Source organism: Thermosipho sp. 1074, assembly GCF_001999655.1.
Classification (GTDB): domain Bacteria; phylum Thermotogota; class Thermotogae; order Thermotogales; family Fervidobacteriaceae; genus Thermosipho; species Thermosipho affectus.
In genome coordinates this window covers 110819-127991 of sequence record NZ_LBEX01000015.1, presented here as the reverse complement: position 1 = coordinate 127991, position 17173 = coordinate 110819, and the positions used below count along the sequence as shown (strand labels likewise).

The 17173-nt window shown below is 31.1% G+C and carries 16 protein-coding genes; 10 read left to right on the top strand and 6 right to left on the bottom strand.

Going from position 1 to position 17173, the window contains the following annotated elements:
• Positions 1–11 precede the first annotated feature (11 nt).
• From XO08_RS04810 to XO08_RS04800, 3 genes are all read right to left on the bottom strand, one after another.
• A complete protein-coding gene (locus tag XO08_RS04810) occupies positions 12–1457 on the bottom strand; it encodes an oligosaccharide flippase family protein (protein ID WP_075665899.1) in 1446 nt (481 codons plus the stop codon).
• Positions 1448–2554 carry a hypothetical protein gene (locus XO08_RS04805; protein ID WP_075665898.1) on the bottom strand — a complete coding sequence of 369 codons (1107 nt, stop codon included), beginning with the start codon at positions 2552–2554 and terminating at the stop codon, positions 1448–1450. Before XO08_RS04805 ends, XO08_RS04810 begins: the two co-directional genes overlap by 10 nt.
• A gap of 110 nt (positions 2555–2664) precedes the next feature.
• The gene (locus tag XO08_RS04800) at positions 2665–3231 is read right to left on the bottom strand and encodes an acyltransferase (protein WP_075665897.1); all 567 of its coding nucleotides are present in this window, start codon (positions 3229–3231) and stop codon (positions 2665–2667) included.
• A gap of 150 nt (positions 3232–3381) precedes the next feature.
• On the opposite strand from XO08_RS04800, the gene XO08_RS04795 reads away from it, so the two are divergent.
• The gene (locus XO08_RS04795) at positions 3382–4458 is read left to right on the top strand and encodes a nitronate monooxygenase family protein (protein WP_075665896.1); all 1077 of its coding nucleotides are present in this window, start codon (positions 3382–3384) and stop codon (positions 4456–4458) included.
• Here the strand turns inward: XO08_RS04795 and XO08_RS04790 are convergent.
• A complete protein-coding gene (locus XO08_RS04790) occupies positions 4455–5360 on the bottom strand; it encodes a carboxylesterase (protein WP_075665895.1) in 906 nt (301 codons plus the stop codon). The genes XO08_RS04795 and XO08_RS04790 overlap by 4 nt on opposite strands.
• Before the next feature lie 155 nt (positions 5361–5515).
• A complete protein-coding gene (locus XO08_RS04785; protein WP_075665894.1) occupies positions 5516–5677 on the bottom strand; it encodes a multidrug transporter in 162 nt (53 codons plus the stop codon).
• 294 nt (positions 5678–5971) lie between these two features.
• Between XO08_RS04785 and XO08_RS04780 the strand changes: the two genes are divergently transcribed.
• Entirely contained in the window at positions 5972–8143 is a 2172-nt protein-coding gene (locus XO08_RS04780) for a cation-translocating P-type ATPase (protein ID WP_075665893.1), read from the top strand.
• 27 nt (positions 8144–8170) lie between these two features.
• The gene (locus XO08_RS04775; protein ID WP_075665892.1) at positions 8171–8377 is read left to right on the top strand and encodes a heavy-metal-associated domain-containing protein; all 207 of its coding nucleotides are present in this window, start codon (positions 8171–8173) and stop codon (positions 8375–8377) included.
• A gap of 25 nt (positions 8378–8402) precedes the next feature.
• Here XO08_RS04775 and glyA read toward each other — a convergent pair whose 3' ends face one another.
• Positions 8403–9677: a serine hydroxymethyltransferase gene (gene glyA / locus XO08_RS04770; protein ID WP_075665891.1), complete on the bottom strand. Its 1275-nt coding sequence runs from the start codon at positions 9675–9677 to the stop codon at positions 8403–8405.
• Positions 9678–10048: 371 nt separating this feature from the next.
• Between glyA and XO08_RS04765 the strand changes: the two genes are divergently transcribed.
• From XO08_RS04765 to XO08_RS04735, 7 genes are all read left to right on the top strand, one after another.
• Positions 10049–10459, top strand: a complete 411-nt coding sequence (locus XO08_RS04765) for a type II secretion system protein (protein ID WP_075666711.1) — start codon at positions 10049–10051, stop codon at positions 10457–10459.
• Between the two features lie 175 nt (positions 10460–10634).
• Positions 10635–11642, top strand: a complete 1008-nt coding sequence (locus XO08_RS04760) for an ROK family protein (RefSeq protein WP_075665890.1) — start codon at positions 10635–10637, stop codon at positions 11640–11642.
• The gene (locus XO08_RS04755) at positions 11642–12979 is read left to right on the top strand and encodes a glycoside hydrolase family 3 N-terminal domain-containing protein (protein ID WP_075665889.1); all 1338 of its coding nucleotides are present in this window, start codon (positions 11642–11644) and stop codon (positions 12977–12979) included. The genes XO08_RS04760 and XO08_RS04755 overlap by 1 nt, the downstream gene beginning before the upstream one ends.
• Positions 12976–14184: an extracellular solute-binding protein gene (locus XO08_RS04750; protein WP_075665888.1), complete on the top strand. Its 1209-nt coding sequence runs from the start codon at positions 12976–12978 to the stop codon at positions 14182–14184. The genes XO08_RS04755 and XO08_RS04750 overlap by 4 nt, the downstream gene beginning before the upstream one ends.
• A 35-nt stretch (positions 14185–14219) precedes the next feature.
• Entirely contained in the window at positions 14220–15107 is an 888-nt protein-coding gene (locus tag XO08_RS04745) for a carbohydrate ABC transporter permease (protein ID WP_077287423.1), read from the top strand.
• Complete coding sequence (locus tag XO08_RS04740) at positions 15104–16276, top strand: carbohydrate ABC transporter permease (RefSeq protein WP_075665887.1); 1173 nt, start codon at positions 15104–15106, stop codon at positions 16274–16276. The genes XO08_RS04745 and XO08_RS04740 overlap by 4 nt, the downstream gene beginning before the upstream one ends.
• Positions 16273–17172 carry an SIS domain-containing protein gene (locus XO08_RS04735; protein ID WP_077287421.1) on the top strand — a complete coding sequence of 300 codons (900 nt, stop codon included), beginning with the start codon at positions 16273–16275 and terminating at the stop codon, positions 17170–17172. The genes XO08_RS04740 and XO08_RS04735 overlap by 4 nt, the downstream gene beginning before the upstream one ends.
• The last annotated feature ends 1 nt before the right edge of the window (position 17173 follow it).

Genomic DNA, 17173 nt, shown 5'->3' with positions numbered 1-17173 from the left:
ATTTTCACCTCTTATTTACTTGTCAGTTTTTTTAAAACATATACTATGTAATTCAAAACTTCATTATTTACCATATACGACAAAATAAAAAACGAAAGTACAAACGAAAAAAACATAAATAATAATCCTACAAAAACCCCACTAGAAGTAATATCATAAAGTACATATAAACTACCGCTTATCATCAAAGATACAATTATCGACTTAATCCAATTAAACCAAGGAAACGTTTCTGAAAACTTTATTTTTAATATATTTTTTATATTAATTAACTGTAAAATAACTAAAAATACCGTTGTTAAAACAGTTGCAATAACAGCACCAATTGGGCCAATTTTCATAATTAAAAATATGTCCATTGCAATGTTAAAAATCAACGAATAAATGGCATTAAATAAAAATATCCTACTATTTTTAGTTGCAACAAAAATGGATCCATATACGTATATTCTAAAATATAGTATAGTTTGATAAATTCTAAAATATGGAACAGATGCTAAATACTTTTCCGAAAAAATAAACAACACAAAAGGTTTAGCAAAAAATATTAATGAGCTAGCAAGAGAAACCATTATTGGAATCATTACGTTTCCCGCACGATTCCACAATGTTTTTATGCTTGAAATATTTTTTAAGTCATTTAATCTCTTTAATTCAGGTATCAAAACAGTAAAAAGTGAGGAAGTTAAAAGGGATGAAAAAGGAATCTCGTATGCTCCATTTGAAAAAATAGCGAAATTTACGTTATCGACAAAATAACCAACCACCAACTTATCAACATTCTTATTTAACATCCCTAAAATTGTTGAAAAACCTATAGGAATACCAAAAATCAGAATATCTTTAATTCTTTTTAAATTTGTATATTCAAACTTTATTTCTCCCCAAGTTGGGAGTATCAATAAAACAATATTTAAAACATACCTAAAAATAAAAAGCACAAAAATCATGTATATTGTATACTTGCCGTAAAACAATAAAAATAACAATCCAACAAACCAATAAACAGTAGGCGCAATGGTGTAAATTACCAAACTTTTTATTTTGTTTAAAGCAACCAATATATTTTCAGATGCTGAAGAGAAAATCCCTAACGAATAAATCAAAGCTACAATAAAAATATTTTTCCTAAAAAAGTCCACTTTAAAATTCATGTCAAACAACATTGCCAAAAACGGAGAAATTATTACCACTAAAATGGAAAAAGAAAATAACATAAAATATAAATTCACCAAATACTCTTTCTTTCTTTTATCAGACAAATAATACAAAGCTGAATTTGAAACTCCTAAAGTCATAATACTAATAATTAATTGACTGGAAATCGAAACTTGCTTGTATATTCCATAATCCGATACCAACAACAATCGAGATAAAAGCATTATTGAAGCTATATCAAATACGGTTTTTATAACTTTCGAAATAAACAAAATAGAACTAGATTTTTTTACAGACACATATTCTCCTCCATATCTCTAAAATATAAATAATTAACCAGTGAATACCAAACATGTGCTTGCTGCCTAATATATACACTATCATCCAGTTTATTATATCTAAAGTCCCCATTTTGAAACAGTTGACTCTCAATTGTTTTCAATATTTCTTCTAACTTTATCGGAATAGTGATACCAAAAGCCTCAAGTAAAGTATGAACTCGAAGGAATGCACCAAAACTCCAAGCCCTTGATAATCTAAATTTTTTCTTGAAAAAAATTCTAAACAAAAGATGTTTTAATTTTACATTAAATTCTACATTATCGAATAACCTGAAAAAATATGTTTCAATATAAGAATTAAACATGTATTTATCCATAAATTCCACACCTTTAATCGCTGATTTAAAAACTTTTTCTTTCAAATCTCTTTTCAACCGCGATGCCGATAAAAGCAATCCTTCGCATGTATATGATTGGTGTAATAAATCAACTGTAGGATTATTTACTGAATACTTCCAAAATCCTTTTTTATTTTGTACTTTTATTAATCCCATTACAACACTGATTAAATTTTCTTTTTGCCTTTTCCAAAGATATTGCCCAGATTCTAACAATATACCACAAGCAAGGGAAGTAGCAATATAAATATTTTCTTTTAACCTTGGAGAATAATAAAAGGCATTTTCTTTGATATTTTCATCGTAATAAAGTAATCCAAAAATCCAATTTATCGCTTTCTCTATAACATCTAAATATTTATACGAAAACTCACTATTCCACTTTGCTAAAGCTCGTAAAGAAAATACCGTCGTAATTAAAAATCCATCATTTTTTTCAGTTACTCCCCAATCATATGGTAATCCCCAACAAATTGTATTATCTTTTTTTATAGACAATGAAATTAATCTATCTATAAATTTTTCAGCTTTTTTCTTCCACTTATTATCTTTTTCTTTCTTAAAAAGATAATAATAACTCAATAAGATCATTGCATATACTTCTGGATATTCTAACTTTTCTGACTTAAAATACTCGTCCTTTCCCAATACTGGTTCATTTTCATTTAATTTTTCCAGGTTCGTTATAACAAAATCAAGCATTTTGTTTCGTTTCACTCTATATCCCTTCCTTTATCAATACACTATCTATATAAGCTCATTTAATATGCTACAATATAGAAAATAACAAATAACCCTATTTCATATAAGTCTTTGTTACGCATATTTTAATCTTTACAATCTAATCTTTTAATAACTTCTGCAGGATTTCCCGCTATTATACAATATCCTTCTGGAAAACTTTTTGTTACAACACTTCCTGCTCCAACAATTGTTCTAGGCCCCAGTACAACTCCTGGTAATATAACAGCATTCATTCCTATCCAACGTTTCTCACCAATTATCACATCTTTTCCAGGTAAATGTTTTTCTAAATTACATGGATTGTGATTTCCCGTAATTATACCTACATTTGGAGCAATTAATGTACCTTTTCCTATTATTATTTTTCCATAACCAGCTTGAAAATAATTTCCAAATCTCTGGAAATTATTCAAATCGTTAACATCAAAAACTATATCCTCGGCTCTATTTACAACTATTTGATGAGAAACTGGCCATGGAACATTTCTATTAAATCCCAATATTTTTTGAAACCAAACACTTCTCCAAGCCCAAATCCATCCCTTAACTGAATTTTCAAACCATCTTCCTCTTAAATATTTTTTATCAAAAAATATCGGCAATACAATTTTGGAAAATACTATAAACATCTTTTTTAAAAATCTTCTCATAAGAATCCCTCCACTAAAAATTATACCATCATATTTTTTCATATGCATTTACGTATCCCAAAAAATATGATAGAATAAAGTAAAGTTTAATTACTTTAACTTTGTTATAGTATTCTAACATTCTGACTTTAAAAAAAGGGGGGAATATATATGAATGAAATTCCAACACTAAAAATAGGGGAACTTGAAGCAAAAATCCCAATTATACAAGGGGGGATGAGTGTAGGAATTTCCTTATCAGGACTAGCATCAGCTGTGGCAAACGAAGGTGGTATTGGTGTCATTGGAGCTGCCGGGATAGGTATGTTCGAAGCAGATTTTGACACAAACGAAAAGGAAGCAAATAAAAGAGCACTAAAAAAGGAAATAAGAAAAGCGAGAAAAATGACAAAGGGGATAATTGGTGTAAATATAATGGTTGCACTTTCAGATTTCAATGAATTATTGATAACCGCTATACAAGAAGGAATAGATATTGTATTCATGGGAGCAGGATTACCTTTAAACTTACCAAAATTATCCTTGGAGAAAATTAAAACAAAATTTGCACCTATAGTTTCTTCCGCAAGAGCAGCCAAAACAATTTTCAACTACTGGTCCAAACATTACAACCACATACCAGACGCACTAGTGGTGGAAGGACCACTTGCCGGAGGACATCTTGGTTTTAAAAAAGAACAAATAAATGATCCAAAATACTCTCTGGAAAAAATTCTTCCAGAAGTTATATCTACAATAAAACCTTTCGAACAAAAATTTAGAAAACAAATACCGGTAATTGCAGCTGGGGGAATTTACACGGGAAAAGATATTTATAAATTCATAAAAATGGGAGCAAGTGGAGTACAAATGGCTACAAGATTTGTCGCAACACACGAATGTGACGCCGATATAAAATTCAAAGAAGCTTACATAAAATGTAAAAAAGAAGATCTAATAATAATCGATAGTCCTGTTGGACTCCCAGGTAGAGCTATAAAAAGTGAGTTTCTTGAAAAAGTATCAAATGGATTCAAAAAACCAATAAAATGCTTGTGGAAATGTCTTAAAACCTGCGACTTTAGAAAAGCACCGTATTGCATTGCACATGCTTTAACAAACGCAAAAAAAGGAATATTAAGTGAAGGTTTTGCATTTGCCGGTGCTAATGCCTATAGAATAGAAAAAATAACATCTGTAAAAGAATTAATAGAATCACTTTTAAAAGAATATCAAGAGGCTTTTTAATTTTCAAAAAAACGCATTGTAAGTTTTAATATGCGTTTTCTAAATATATACGACGAAAGATGTCCACTTGGTAAGCTATGTATTTCTTTTTTTAAACTGCCAAAACTATTAAAAAGTTCAACAGTAGATTTTTTAGGAATAAACACATCAAAGAGCGCCTTAAACATTATAACCGGTGCTGTAACAAATTTCGCAAATACAATTGGATCATATTCATAACATGCAATGGGAGCTGAGTCTATTTCAATAGCAGGAGTTTTTAAATTTGAGATATATTCTAGAAATTCTTTGCCGTGATAATCTGCACATTTTTGCGGATTGCATTCTTTGTTTTGCTCGTATTGAACTCTTAAAACCTTTGTTACGAAACTTTTCCAAGTTATATAATAAAAATTTCCACCTGTTACACATAGCGAAAGTCCCTTAATGTCCCTATCAAAACTTGCGGCTATTGTAGAAACCATTCCACCAAAACTAAATCCCATGAGGTATATATCTCTACCATATACTTTCTTTAGATAATTTAGAGATGTTAATACATCTACAACTGCATGTTCAAAACGTGATCTAAGAGTTGGATTGTCCGTTGTTGAAAGAAATAACTGCCCACTTTTATACCCTTTAGGTGTTCTCTCAAAATGATAAGGTAAAACCATTAATGCGGAATTATATCCAAACTCTGAAAAATTCCTTGGAAACCACTTTAAATACTTTAAATTATTTGTTCCAAGCCCATGGATAAATAAAAGCACACCCTTTATTTTATTTTTCGATTCGTACAAGTATAAAGGTAATCTTGAAGATTCTTTATGTTCACATGGATAATTTGACTGTAATAGAACCTTACCTTTCTCTTTTTTAATCACATTTGGATTTACATCATATGAACTTACAAAATACATGTTTTTCCTCCAAACTTTATTATACCAACCCCGCTTTTTTCACTAAAAGTACTATATACACACTTGTCAAAAAACACAAACTACACTTGTGTATATTATTATTTGCGAAAAATTACACTATTTATACACATAAAAAAATTTTTTTATTTAAAAAATTAATTATCCCTATCTAAAATAGCACCTATAAGAAAGCCCGCTCCAATTCCAATCATAATTGATGCAACAAAATAATATGGTGAGTATTTAAGCAATATAAACCCCACACCAATACCTATTAAGGTTACTCCCTTTGCAACAATAGAACTTTTCTTTGACATTATATCACCTCAAAAATAAATTATTCCTGTATAAAATTATATCATTTACAATATACTTATTACAAATCTTACTTTCATTTCCATTCTTATTAAAAGTATGTCACACTTTTTTGTCAAACTCGAGTAAATCTTAAAAACTCCAAATATGTTAACAAAATAAATACACTATTATTTTATTTAGGATACAAACTCCATCCATTATCAATTGTATTGCACACCTTTTTATTTGACCAAAAAAAAAATAAGTGTATAATATAAGTATACCCCCTACGGTGGGGTGCGGGAGGCGAGACTATGAAAAATGAAGAGAAAAAATCCTTTACAATAACGGGTATGACTTGTGCAAATTGTGCACGTACAATTGAAAAGGCACTTCTAAAATCAGAAGATGTAAAATTTGCGGCGGTAAACCTTGCAACAAACACGGCTTTTGTTGTGGGAGAAAATTTAGATATAGAAAAGATTAAAAAAATAGTTGAAAGTGTTGGATATGGAATAACGGATAAATCACCAGAAGAAGTTGAAGAAAAAAGATACAAAAAAATAAAGAAAAACCTATTTATATCACTTTTACTCACTATCCCCCTATCCATATTGATGATAACAAATATGTTTTTCAGGGAAATTTCGTATTTCACGTTAATAGAAGTTATCTTTGGAGGTATAGTAACATTTTATGCTGGCAGAGATACTATAAAAGGCGCGTGGATTGCGCTTACGCATAAACATACCAACATGGACACTTTGATCTTTTTTGGTGCTACCACTGCATGGTTAACATCTATACTTTCACTTTTTGGACTTGAAATAGGTTCTTTTGGAGCCATTGGAAGTATGATCATATCCTTTCACTTACTTGGAAGATTTATAGAATCCTATTTAAGGGATAAAGCCACAAAAGAAATAAAAAGTCTTATAAAACTTCAAGCAAAAGAGGCAAGAGTAATTATTGAAGGCAAAGAACTCATGCTTCCAATAGAAGCAGTTAAAGAAGAAATGATTATCCTAGTAAAACCAGGTGAGAGAATTCCTGTTGACGGTGTAATAATTTCGGGAAAATCTGGTATTGACGAATCTATGATATCTGGAGAATCTATGCCGGCTAAAAAAGGAGAAAACGATGAAGTCATAGGTGGTTCTTTAAACCTTACAAGTCCCATAAAGATAAAAGCTACAAAAGTAGGAGAAGATTCATTTCTTTCTCAAATGATAAATCTCATTAAAGAAGCGCAAGGTGCAAAAGTTCCCATCCAAGCCCTTGCAGATAGAATAACAAATTGGTTTGTACCGGTAATTATCTCCCTTGCCATATTTAGTGGTATATTCTGGTATTTTGGTTTTGAAACATTTCACCCATTTATCGAAAAAGCAAGTAATTATCTTCCATGGATTTTAAACACCAACAACCCTGTTTCTTTTGCAATATTTGTATTTGTTGCAACAGTGGTAATTGCATGTCCATGTGCATTAGGACTTGCAACCCCTATGGCATTGATAACTGGAACGGGACTTTCAGCAAAAAGGGGACTTTTAATTAGAAATGCAGAAGCTATTCAAACGATGAAAGACGTAAAATTTGTATTAATGGATAAGACTGGAACAATAACTGAAGGTCATCCAAAAGTTATAGAACACAACTTGGATAAGGAAACCTTGAAAGTAATAGCATCCATTGAAAAAAACTCAAATCATCCCCTTGCAAAAGCAATATCTGAGCTCACCAATAACTACATCAAAATAGAAAAAATTGAAGAAATACCCGGTAAAGGTATCAAAGCCTTTGTAAATAACACAGAATATTTTGTGGGAAAACCACAAGATTATTCAAATTATTCAAAAATATTGGAAAAAGGATATACAGTTGTCGAAGTAAAAGTCAACAACAAAACACATGGATTTCTGGCAATTGTTGATCCAATAAGGCCTGATTCTCTCAACGCAGTTAAGATGTTGAAAAACATGGGAATTACACCTATCATGGTCACAGGAGATAACGAAAAAACAGCTGAGATTGTCGCAAAACAGGTGGGTATTGATAAAATTTATGCACAAGTTAAACCACAAGAAAAATTGGATATAATCAGAAAATACCAAGCAAAAGGTGGAAAAGTTTTAATGGTTGGAGATGGCATGAATGATGCCGCGGCACTAAAAGGTTCAGATGTAGGAATAGCAATAGGTACAGGTACGGATCTTGCAATTGATAACGCAGATATAATAATTACAAAAGAAGGAATTTCAAAGATAGTGGACGCAATAAAAATTTCACAGTTAACATTCAGTGTAATAAAACAAAACCTATTCTGGGCGTTTTTCTATAATATAATAGCAATACCAATGGCAATGATGGGGTTACTCCATCCCGCCATAGCAGAAGCTGCAATGGCATTTAGTTCTATAACTGTTATATTAAATTCCTCAAAAATCAACGAAAAAAGATACTCAAAATCATTAACTAAGAATTGATTTGTTGTAAATAAAGGAGGTGTTTTTATGGGAAAATACATTTTAAATGTACCAAATATATCTTGTGAACACTGCGTAATGAGGATTTCAAAGGCTTTAGAAGAAATTAGTGAAGAAAATTTTAAAATTAACTTAGAAGAAAAAATCGTGGAAATTGAAACAAATAACCTTGAAAAGGTTAAAGAAAAACTTTCAGAAATTGATTATCCCATATCAGAAGTTAAAGAACTTTAAAAAACCCCATCCTTTGGATGGGGCCTTATAATTTTATCTTACCTTCGTACAATGGGAACCTTTTACACAAATCTTTTACATTATTTTGTACTTTTTCAACAATATCATCAGATACATTTCCTTCTTCATCTTTTACATTTTTCAAAACGGTAACTATTAGTTCTGCTATTTCCTCCATTTCCGCTTCCTTCATTCCCCTGGTAGTTAAAGCAGGTGTTCCAAGTCTTATACCACTTGCTACAAATGGGGATCTTGTTTCATTTGGAATAGTGTTTTTATTCACGGTTATATGACATTTTCCAAGTGCAATTTCCGCAGCTTTTCCAGTAACATTGAGTGGGGTTAAATCCACTAACATTAAGTGTGTATCGGTTCCTCCTGAAACAATTCTAAGTCCTCTCTTTTCCAATTCTTCTGCTAATTTCTTTGCATTTTTTACAACTTGTTTCTGATACTCTTTAAACTCTTCTGTTAGTGCTTCTTTGAAACAAACAGCTTTTGCAGCAATAACATGCATTAAAGGTCCGCCTTGAATTCCAGGGAATATAGATTTATTTATCGCTTTATAAATTTCTTTATCATTTGTTAAAATCATTCCACCTCTTGGACCTCTCAAAGTTTTGTGAGTAGTACTTGTAACTATATGTGCATATTCTGCTGGATTTGGGTATAGTCCCGCTGCAACCAACCCTGCAAAGTGTGCCATATCAACAATTAAATATGCTCCAATTTCATCTGCAATTTCCCTAAATTTCTTAAAATCTATTATCCTTGAATACGCACTCCCACCTGCTATAATGATTTTTGGCTTATGCTTAATTGCCAAATCTCTTACCATATCGTAATTTATAACTTCCGTTTCTGGATCAACACCGTACGAAACAACGTTGTATATTCTACCTGAAAAATTAACGGATGCACCGTGGGTAAGGTGTCCTCCATGACTTAGAGACATTCCCATAATTGTATCTTTAGGTTCTGAAACCGCAAAGTAAGCACCCATATTAGCTTGTGATCCAGAATGCGGTTGGACATTTGCATATTTTACATTAAAAAGTTCTTTTGCCCTATCCCTTGCTAGCTTTTCCGCAACATCTACCCACTCACAACCACCATAATATCTTCTACCTGGATATCCCTCTGCATATTTATTCGTTAACACACTACCCATTGCTTCAATAACTGCAAGTGATGTAAAATTCTCAGAAGCAATAAGCTCAAGCCCATACTCTTGCCTATCCCATTCATTTAAAATAACATCATATATTTCTGGATCCACTTTCTTTACATTTTCCCACACAAGCATCCCTCCCACTCTTTTTACTCCAGTTATATTCTAACATCTATATAGCTTAATAAAAACCTCAAAAATCACATTTATTCCCAATTTAAAACAATTTCCACCTCAAAACTTATCCTTTTTCCATTTTTGTTAGCATTTAAAATTAATATAAAAATCAATCAAAATTCTAAACAAATATACTATTTTTTCAAAATAATATTATTACACTTATGCGCAAAAAGCGTATAAAATAATTGATAAATACTTATTTTATTATAAATTTTAAAAACACAAAAACTTGTTATTAACACAAAATAAAACTTGAAGAAATGATAATTGTTTGGTATAATAAAATAGCAAAATCAAATTTAGGAGGGATAGGTATGAAGATGAAAAAAGGATTTACACTTGTAGAACTTTTAATAGTTCTGGCAGTTATAGCTGCACTACTATCCGTTGCAACACCACTTGCACTCAACGCCGTAAAAGCTGCAAAGGCAAGTCAAGTAGCTCAAAATTTCAAAGCTATCAAATCTGCTGTTGAAAATTGGTTTAACACAGAAGCACCTGATGATACCGCTATTTCAGGGTTAACTTTAGAAAAACTAAAAAACGAAGATTATTTAAGCAATGTTCCAGAGCATTTTAGTTTAACTGCTCCAAGTAGCGGAACCGATGGAGTTTATAATTTTACGATCGAATATATCGGCGGAGATGTAGAGGCTGCTAAAGTTCAAAAGAATTTACCAGAAGTTTCTGATGATCTTAAGTTAACATTCGATCTTCAAAAATGGTGGTAATAAGAAATTCCCCTCTTTTGAGGGGAATTTTTTTGCAAATCTTTGTTTTTAAAAGATTTTTTTCATTTTTCCTTTTTAATTGAATATATTTTGCCCATTTTATCTTTTGAATTATTTTTCATTTTTTATATAATTTAGTTAGTTGATTGAAACAACCAACTAATAGGAGGGGAGTATGGTTACAAAATCGCTGAAAAAAATCATTGAATTTTCTTGGAAAGAAAAAGTTGTTACTGCAAAAATACTTTCTGAAAAATTAAACCTTGAAAAATCAACTGTTTCGAGAAACGTCGCAAAACTAAGGAATTTAAATATTCTAGTAAAAACAAAGGAATTACCTGCATCCTCACAAGGTGGGCGAAAAACCGTAGTATATTCTTTTAATAAAGATTTATCATATATACTTGGCATATCCATTGAGCAAGATGGAATTGAGTATATTAAAACAAATCTTTTTTCAGAAATAATCTTTAAAAAGAAAATATCAAAAAAAATATCCTCCGAAAATATAATAGATGAAATAAATAGAATCGTTTTAAAAAACGAAGGAATAATCGCCATTGGAATTTCAATACCAGGTATTGTTAAAAATAACACTGTGGTATATTCTGAAGCATTAAACATTAAAAACTTAAATTTCAACAAGCACTTTTCAATTCCTACATTTGTGGAAAAAGACGCCATATGCGGTGCTTTAAAATATTCCCTATTAAAAAACTCCATCCTATATTTTCAACTATCAATCCCATATTTTATAAACGAACCTGTTGGATTTGGTGTAGGTATTATTATCAATGGATTACCTGTGTATGGAACAAATCATCTCTCAGGTGAATATAAAATAAGTAAAACGCTTATTGATCAAAGGCTTTCTTTTTCAAAGTTTACCTTAATTGACATTAAGGATTTTTTAAAATTTATTTCAAAAAAAATAGCATTTTTAACGAGTATTTTTGATCCAGAGCTAGTCGTTATTGGTGGAAACATAACCTTACATCCTCAAATAAAAATGCTTAAAAATTTCATTAAAGAAGAAATATACCTTGAAAACAAAAGACAACTTGATATATTAATTGAAAATGGAAAAAAATTTGTAAATGCAGAAGGTGTTGCAATAAAAACTCTAAAAAACATCTTTTCAACAGATGATGGAATAAAATATTTTTTAAAGAAGGTGACCTAATGGATAAATTTGGCAATTTATTTTTTATTGGTTTTCAAAATAATTTTAACCAAAACATTATTGAAAAAACAAATCCATGTGGAATAATTTTATATCCTGAAAATATGAAAGATATTTATACACTTCAAATAAATATAGAAAGAATTTATTCACTATTTGAAAAAGGGTATAGTTTTTTTATCTCTTCTGATCACGAAGGTGGACAGCTTGAAACTGTACCAAATATATTTCCCTCTCCAGGAAATATAGCACTTGGAAAGACAAATTACTCATACAATTATGGAAAATACCTGGGAAATATGTTGAAGTTGCATGGGTTTAACATGGTATTTGCACCAGTTTTAGATGTAAAATATAATGTATCAAGTCCTGTGACAGGTTTTAGGACGTTTTCAGATAAACACGAAATTGTGGAAAAATCGGCAAAAGAATTTATCAAAGGTCTTCTTGAAAACAACATAGCACCTACCTTAAAACACTTCCCTGGCCATGGTAAGGCAAAATCAGATTCACATTACACCCTTCCTATAGTGGAAAACTTTGAAAAATATGACAAGGATATGATGCTCTTTAAAAATCTTTCTTCAAATGTAGATTTTATAATGACTGCGCACGTACTTTATCCAAAAATAGACAATGAAAATATAGCAACTCTTTCAAAAAAATTAATCACCGATATCTTAAAAAAAGAATTTGAGTACAAAGGATTGGTAATTTCAGACGCATTTGAAATGAAAGCATTGTACAAGAATCATACACCAAAAGAAGTAATTAAAAAATTTTTTGAAGCAGGAGGAGATGTTATTTTAATAGGAGATTTTGAAAATTATTCATACTTTTACGATACATTCATTTCAATGGTTAAAACAGAAGAATTAGACAAAGAACTTTTAAACGAAAAAATCAAAAAGATCGAAAAGATAAAGGAAAAATACGTTGAAAAAACCTATCCCACCAAATTTCTATCACATGCTGCAAAAGAAGCAATAACTTTTAACGTAAAGCTCCCTATAGAAAATCCCGTATTCTTAATACCATCTCCAAAAAATTTGAGTCTTGCAGACACATCCAAAAACGATTTAAAGCATTTAAAAAAGCTAATTTTAGATGAATTTCCAAATACAAAAATATACAAAGAAAGTAACAATATTTCATCAGAAGATACAGTAGTGTACTTTGTATTGGATAAAGTAGAAAGGCTAAACGCAAAAAGGGTAATATACGTATTTTTGAGAAATAAAATAAAAAACATCAATGAATACATCTCTTTAAACTCTTCAAAATTAATCTCTATATACCATGCTCTTAAACTTTTAAAAGGGGAGGGATTGTTATGAAAAAGCTTTTTGTCATCTTTTTTGCTTTGATTGTTGTATTTAGTTTTGCAAAAACCAAGCTTACATTTTGGGGATTTATGATGAACGATGAACATGCAAAGATGATTTTGAACAAATTCATGGAGGAAAACCCAGATATTGAAGTAGAATACGTACAACTTTCTTGGGCAAATGGTTTTGACAAAATAGTTACAGCAATTGCAGGAGGAGAATCACTAGATGTAGTAGAATTGGGAAACACTTGGGTTGCAAACTTTGCAGAAAGAAATGCACTTGAAAACATGGATTTATTCTTCAATCAATATGGAAAAAACTACGTAGGTTGGGATACGGTAAAATACCACGGAAAATACTGGGCAGTTCCTTGGCTTCTTGGAACAAGGGCACTCTTTTACAACATGGAACTTTTCGAAAAAGCAGGTTTAAATCCAGATATTCCACCTGAAACTTGGGAAGACCTATACAGAGCAGCCAAAAAAATTGACGCGCTAGGTGATGAAATATACGGATTTGGTATGCCAGCAGGTGAAAGCTACAGTCCATGGCAACAATGGTTCTTACCTGCAGTATGGGGAACTGGAGGAGATATAATCTCCGAAGATGGAAAAAGGGCACTTTTAACATCGTGTAAAGTAGAAGAAACAGCACAATTTTACAAAGCACTTTCCAAATATTCTCTTAAGACGAAACAAGCAGATCTTGCCAAAGCATTCGGAGAAGGAAAGATTGGTATGTACGTAAGTGGCGCATGGGATATTGACTACCTTGAAACAAATTATCCTGAAACACCTTTTAACGTTGTATTTATACCAAAGCCCGCCTCATGGTACGGTACACATGCATCCTTTGCAGGAGCAGAAGTTCTTGCAATAATGAAACATTCAAAGAATAAAGAAGCCGCACAAAAATTGGTAAAATTTTTAATTAGACCTGATATTGCCATGGAAGTTGCCATGATTTGGCCAGCAATATTCCCATCACATGTTGAAGCGGGAAAAGATCCATGGTTTAACGATCATCCCATGCATAAGGTTTTCTACGAGCAAAACACATACGCAAAACCTGTACCTTCTATTCCAGCATGGCCAAAAGTTCAAGCGGTATTAACAGAGGCAATTGAAAAAATAATACTAGAAAATGCTGATATTGATTCTACACTCTTTGAGTATAACCTAAAGATTCAAAAAATATTAGATGGTGAATAAAAAATTCCCCTGCCTCAATGGCAGGGGATTCTGGGGTGATTGGATTGAAGAAAAAAGCAAAATACAAAATTGAAACGTTCTTTTTATTATCTCCTTTTTTAATATTATTTGCAATATTTGGGTTATTTCCCATATTACACTCTTTCTTCATGAGTTTTACAAATTATTCCGCTTTAAGTCCGGATTTTGATTTTGTTGGTCTAAAAAATTACATTCGCGCTTTTCACGATGAAATATTCTTAAAAGCCCTTAAGAATACCGTTATATTTGTAGTTGGTACAATTCCATTTACAACAATATTTTCATTACTGCTTGCAGTTTTAATAAACAGTAAATTTCTACCTTTAAAAGATTTATTTAAAGCAGGATTTTTCCTTCCATCTGTAATTTCCATGGTAGTTATATCAACTACATGGATGTACCTTTACAGTGCTGATGGCTTTTTCAATAAAATGCTTGAATTATTTGGAAGTTCTCCCATTCCCACAAGCTGGCTTGCACACACCAAAACAGCACTTTTATCTATAATGATCATGGATATTTGGGCGGCTATTGGATATTATACCATACTATTTCTTGCAGGTCTTCAAAGTATTCCCGAGCAGTTATACGAAGCAGCAGAAATAGACGGCGCAAGTAAAAGCAAAATGTTTTTTAAAATAACGCTCCCACTTTTAAAGCCCACTTTATACTTTGTCATAGCGTTAAATACTATACGTTCCTTTCAAATCTTCTCGGAAATATTCACAATGACTGGGGGAGGCCCGATGAATGCCACACAAACAATAGTACATTATCTCTACATAGTGGGATTTAGAAACTTTGAAATGGGGTATGCATCTGCAATAGCATATATCTTAGTGCTTATAATACTTACTATTACTCTAATACAAGGTAGATTACTCAGGAGTGAAAACATATGAAAAAAGTTATACTTCTTACAACAATGTTTGTACTTTTGTTTATTTCTTTATTTCCCATGCTATCAATGTTCTACACTGCAGTTATACCTAGTGGCAACCTTACAAAGATAATAAAAGAAAGGTATATAAACGATTTTGAGATAAAATACAAAAGTTATTTAAGGAGAAAATTAAACGGTCAATTCACATTAGTTAATGACTCACCTCAAAGTACAAAATCAATATTAGCAAATGGAACAATAGTTCTATTAACAAATAAACTCGACATGCGCGTTGCAAAACAACTAGAATTCTGGGCAAAAGGAAAGGAAAATTTTTCCCTAGAAATATTCGATGCTTTTGGAAAAAGTATAAAAAAAGAATTTTCTGGAAGTAAAGATTGGAAAAAATATACTTTAACTAACTTTGGTGAAATTAACTTAAAATACGTATCTAAAATAGTTTTTCATTTTTCGGACAAACATTACCTTGATGATGTAAAACTCATTTACAAATTTCCCACATTACTGAATTTTGTAAATGTATTAAAAGAAGATATGTTTACAAGATACATATTAAATAGTCTTATTGTCTCAACAGTTGTAGTAATAGGAAATATTATATTTTCAACAATGGTTGCATACGCTTTTGCAAGGAGAAACTTTTTTGGAAAAAATTTACTTTTTTCAATAATTTTAATGACAATGATGATACCACCACAAATTACAATAATCCCCATATTCATACTCATGAAAAATATTGGATGGATAGATACATATTTTGCACTCACTGTACCTATGCTTGTTACACCATTTAGCGTGTTTTTATTAAAACAATACATAGAACAACTACCAATTGAACTTGAACAAGCTGCATACGTAGATGGAGCAAATACATTTCAAATACTCTTCAAAATAGTATTTCCCCTATCAAAACCTGCAATTGCAGTAATGGCTATTAACACATTTATTTCAAGTTGGAACGCACTTTTCTATCCACTAGTTATGACAAACTCTCGCGAAATGAGAACCGTTCAAGTAGGTCTTGCGCTGTATCAAAAACTAAACCAAATAGATTGGCCAAGACTTATGGCTGCTTCTTCCATAATCGGAATACCAGTTATAATCATCTTTTTAGCTTTTCAAAAACATATAATCTCTGGTATCACAAAGGGGGCTCTAAAGGGATGAATTACACATATAATGAAATAATGCGCACACCTGAACTTTTGAAAAAAATAGAAAATTATTCTATCGAATTTTCAAGCAACAAAAAATACGTATTTGTAGGCTGTGGTTCGTCGTATAATCTTGCCTTTACCGCCTCAAAAATACTCAAAGTTAATTCGGAAACTCTAACTGGCGGTAAAATTCTCGCGTTGGATTACACACCAAAATGCGATATTGGAATATTTATCTCTCGAACAGGAGAGTCAACAGAAACAGTACTTTCTGCAGAAAAGTTTAAGAAAAACGGCATACTTACAATAGGTATAACTTGCGAAAAAAATTCCTCACTTGAAAAAGTATGTGATCAAACTTTTACTTTTGATTTTCTTCACGAGGAAAGTATAGTAATGACTGGCGCATTTACAGCAATTTTACACTTTTTGATAAAAAATGGAGAAATCTCAAACGTGGCAAAGAAAATAATCAAGAAAAGTAACGATTATCTTGAAAAAATAGATTTAAAAAAATACAATCACTTTGTATTTCTAGGATTTGACGAAGAATACGGTATTTCAAAAGAGGGAGCATTAAAAATACAAGAAATGGCAAAACAATTTGTAGAATTTCACGAACCTTTAGAATATAGACATGGACCTATATCCAAATTAACCGACAAAACATTAGTGATCATTAATTCAAAAGACACAAAATACGAACACACATTAAAGAAAGATTTGGAAAAATACACCAAAGTTATATACTTAGGAAAAGATGGAGATATAGATATTAAATACAATAGCGGATTTGAAACTCCGTTGAGAGTTATTTTCTTACAAATACTAGCCTACAAAAAGGCTATATCAGAAGGGCTAAATCCAGATAGACCTGAAAATTTATCGAAAAGTGTGAAAATATAGG

Excerpts from the sequence above, each read along its gene's own strand:
- XO08_RS04760 (WP_075665890.1), top strand. The coding sequence starts at position 10,635 with ATGGTTACAAAATCGCTGAAAAAAATCATTGAATTTTCTTGGAAAGAA.
- XO08_RS04735 (WP_077287421.1), top strand. The coding sequence starts at position 16,273 with ATGAATTACACATATAATGAAATAATGCGCACACCTGAACTTTTGAAA.
- XO08_RS04775 (WP_075665892.1), top strand. The coding sequence starts at position 8,171 with ATGGGAAAATACATTTTAAATGTACCAAATATATCTTGTGAACACTGC.
- XO08_RS04800 (WP_075665897.1), bottom strand. The coding sequence starts at position 3,231 with ATGAGAAGATTTTTAAAAAAGATGTTTATAGTATTTTCCAAAATTGTA.
- XO08_RS04765 (WP_075666711.1), top strand. The coding sequence starts at position 10,049 with ATGAAAAAAGGATTTACACTTGTAGAACTTTTAATAGTTCTGGCAGTT.
- XO08_RS04755 (WP_075665889.1), top strand. The coding sequence starts at position 11,642 with ATGGATAAATTTGGCAATTTATTTTTTATTGGTTTTCAAAATAATTTT.
- XO08_RS04780 (WP_075665893.1), top strand. The coding sequence starts at position 5,972 with ATGAAAAATGAAGAGAAAAAATCCTTTACAATAACGGGTATGACTTGT.
- XO08_RS04785 (WP_075665894.1), bottom strand. The coding sequence starts at position 5,677 with ATGTCAAAGAAAAGTTCTATTGTTGCAAAGGGAGTAACCTTAATAGGT.
- XO08_RS04795 (WP_075665896.1), top strand. The coding sequence starts at position 3,382 with ATGAATGAAATTCCAACACTAAAAATAGGGGAACTTGAAGCAAAAATC.
- XO08_RS04790 (WP_075665895.1), bottom strand. The coding sequence starts at position 5,360 with ATGTATTTTGTAAGTTCATATGATGTAAATCCAAATGTGATTAAAAAA.
- XO08_RS04750 (WP_075665888.1), top strand. The coding sequence starts at position 12,976 with ATGAAAAAGCTTTTTGTCATCTTTTTTGCTTTGATTGTTGTATTTAGT.
- XO08_RS04740 (WP_075665887.1), top strand. The coding sequence starts at position 15,104 with ATGAAAAAAGTTATACTTCTTACAACAATGTTTGTACTTTTGTTTATT.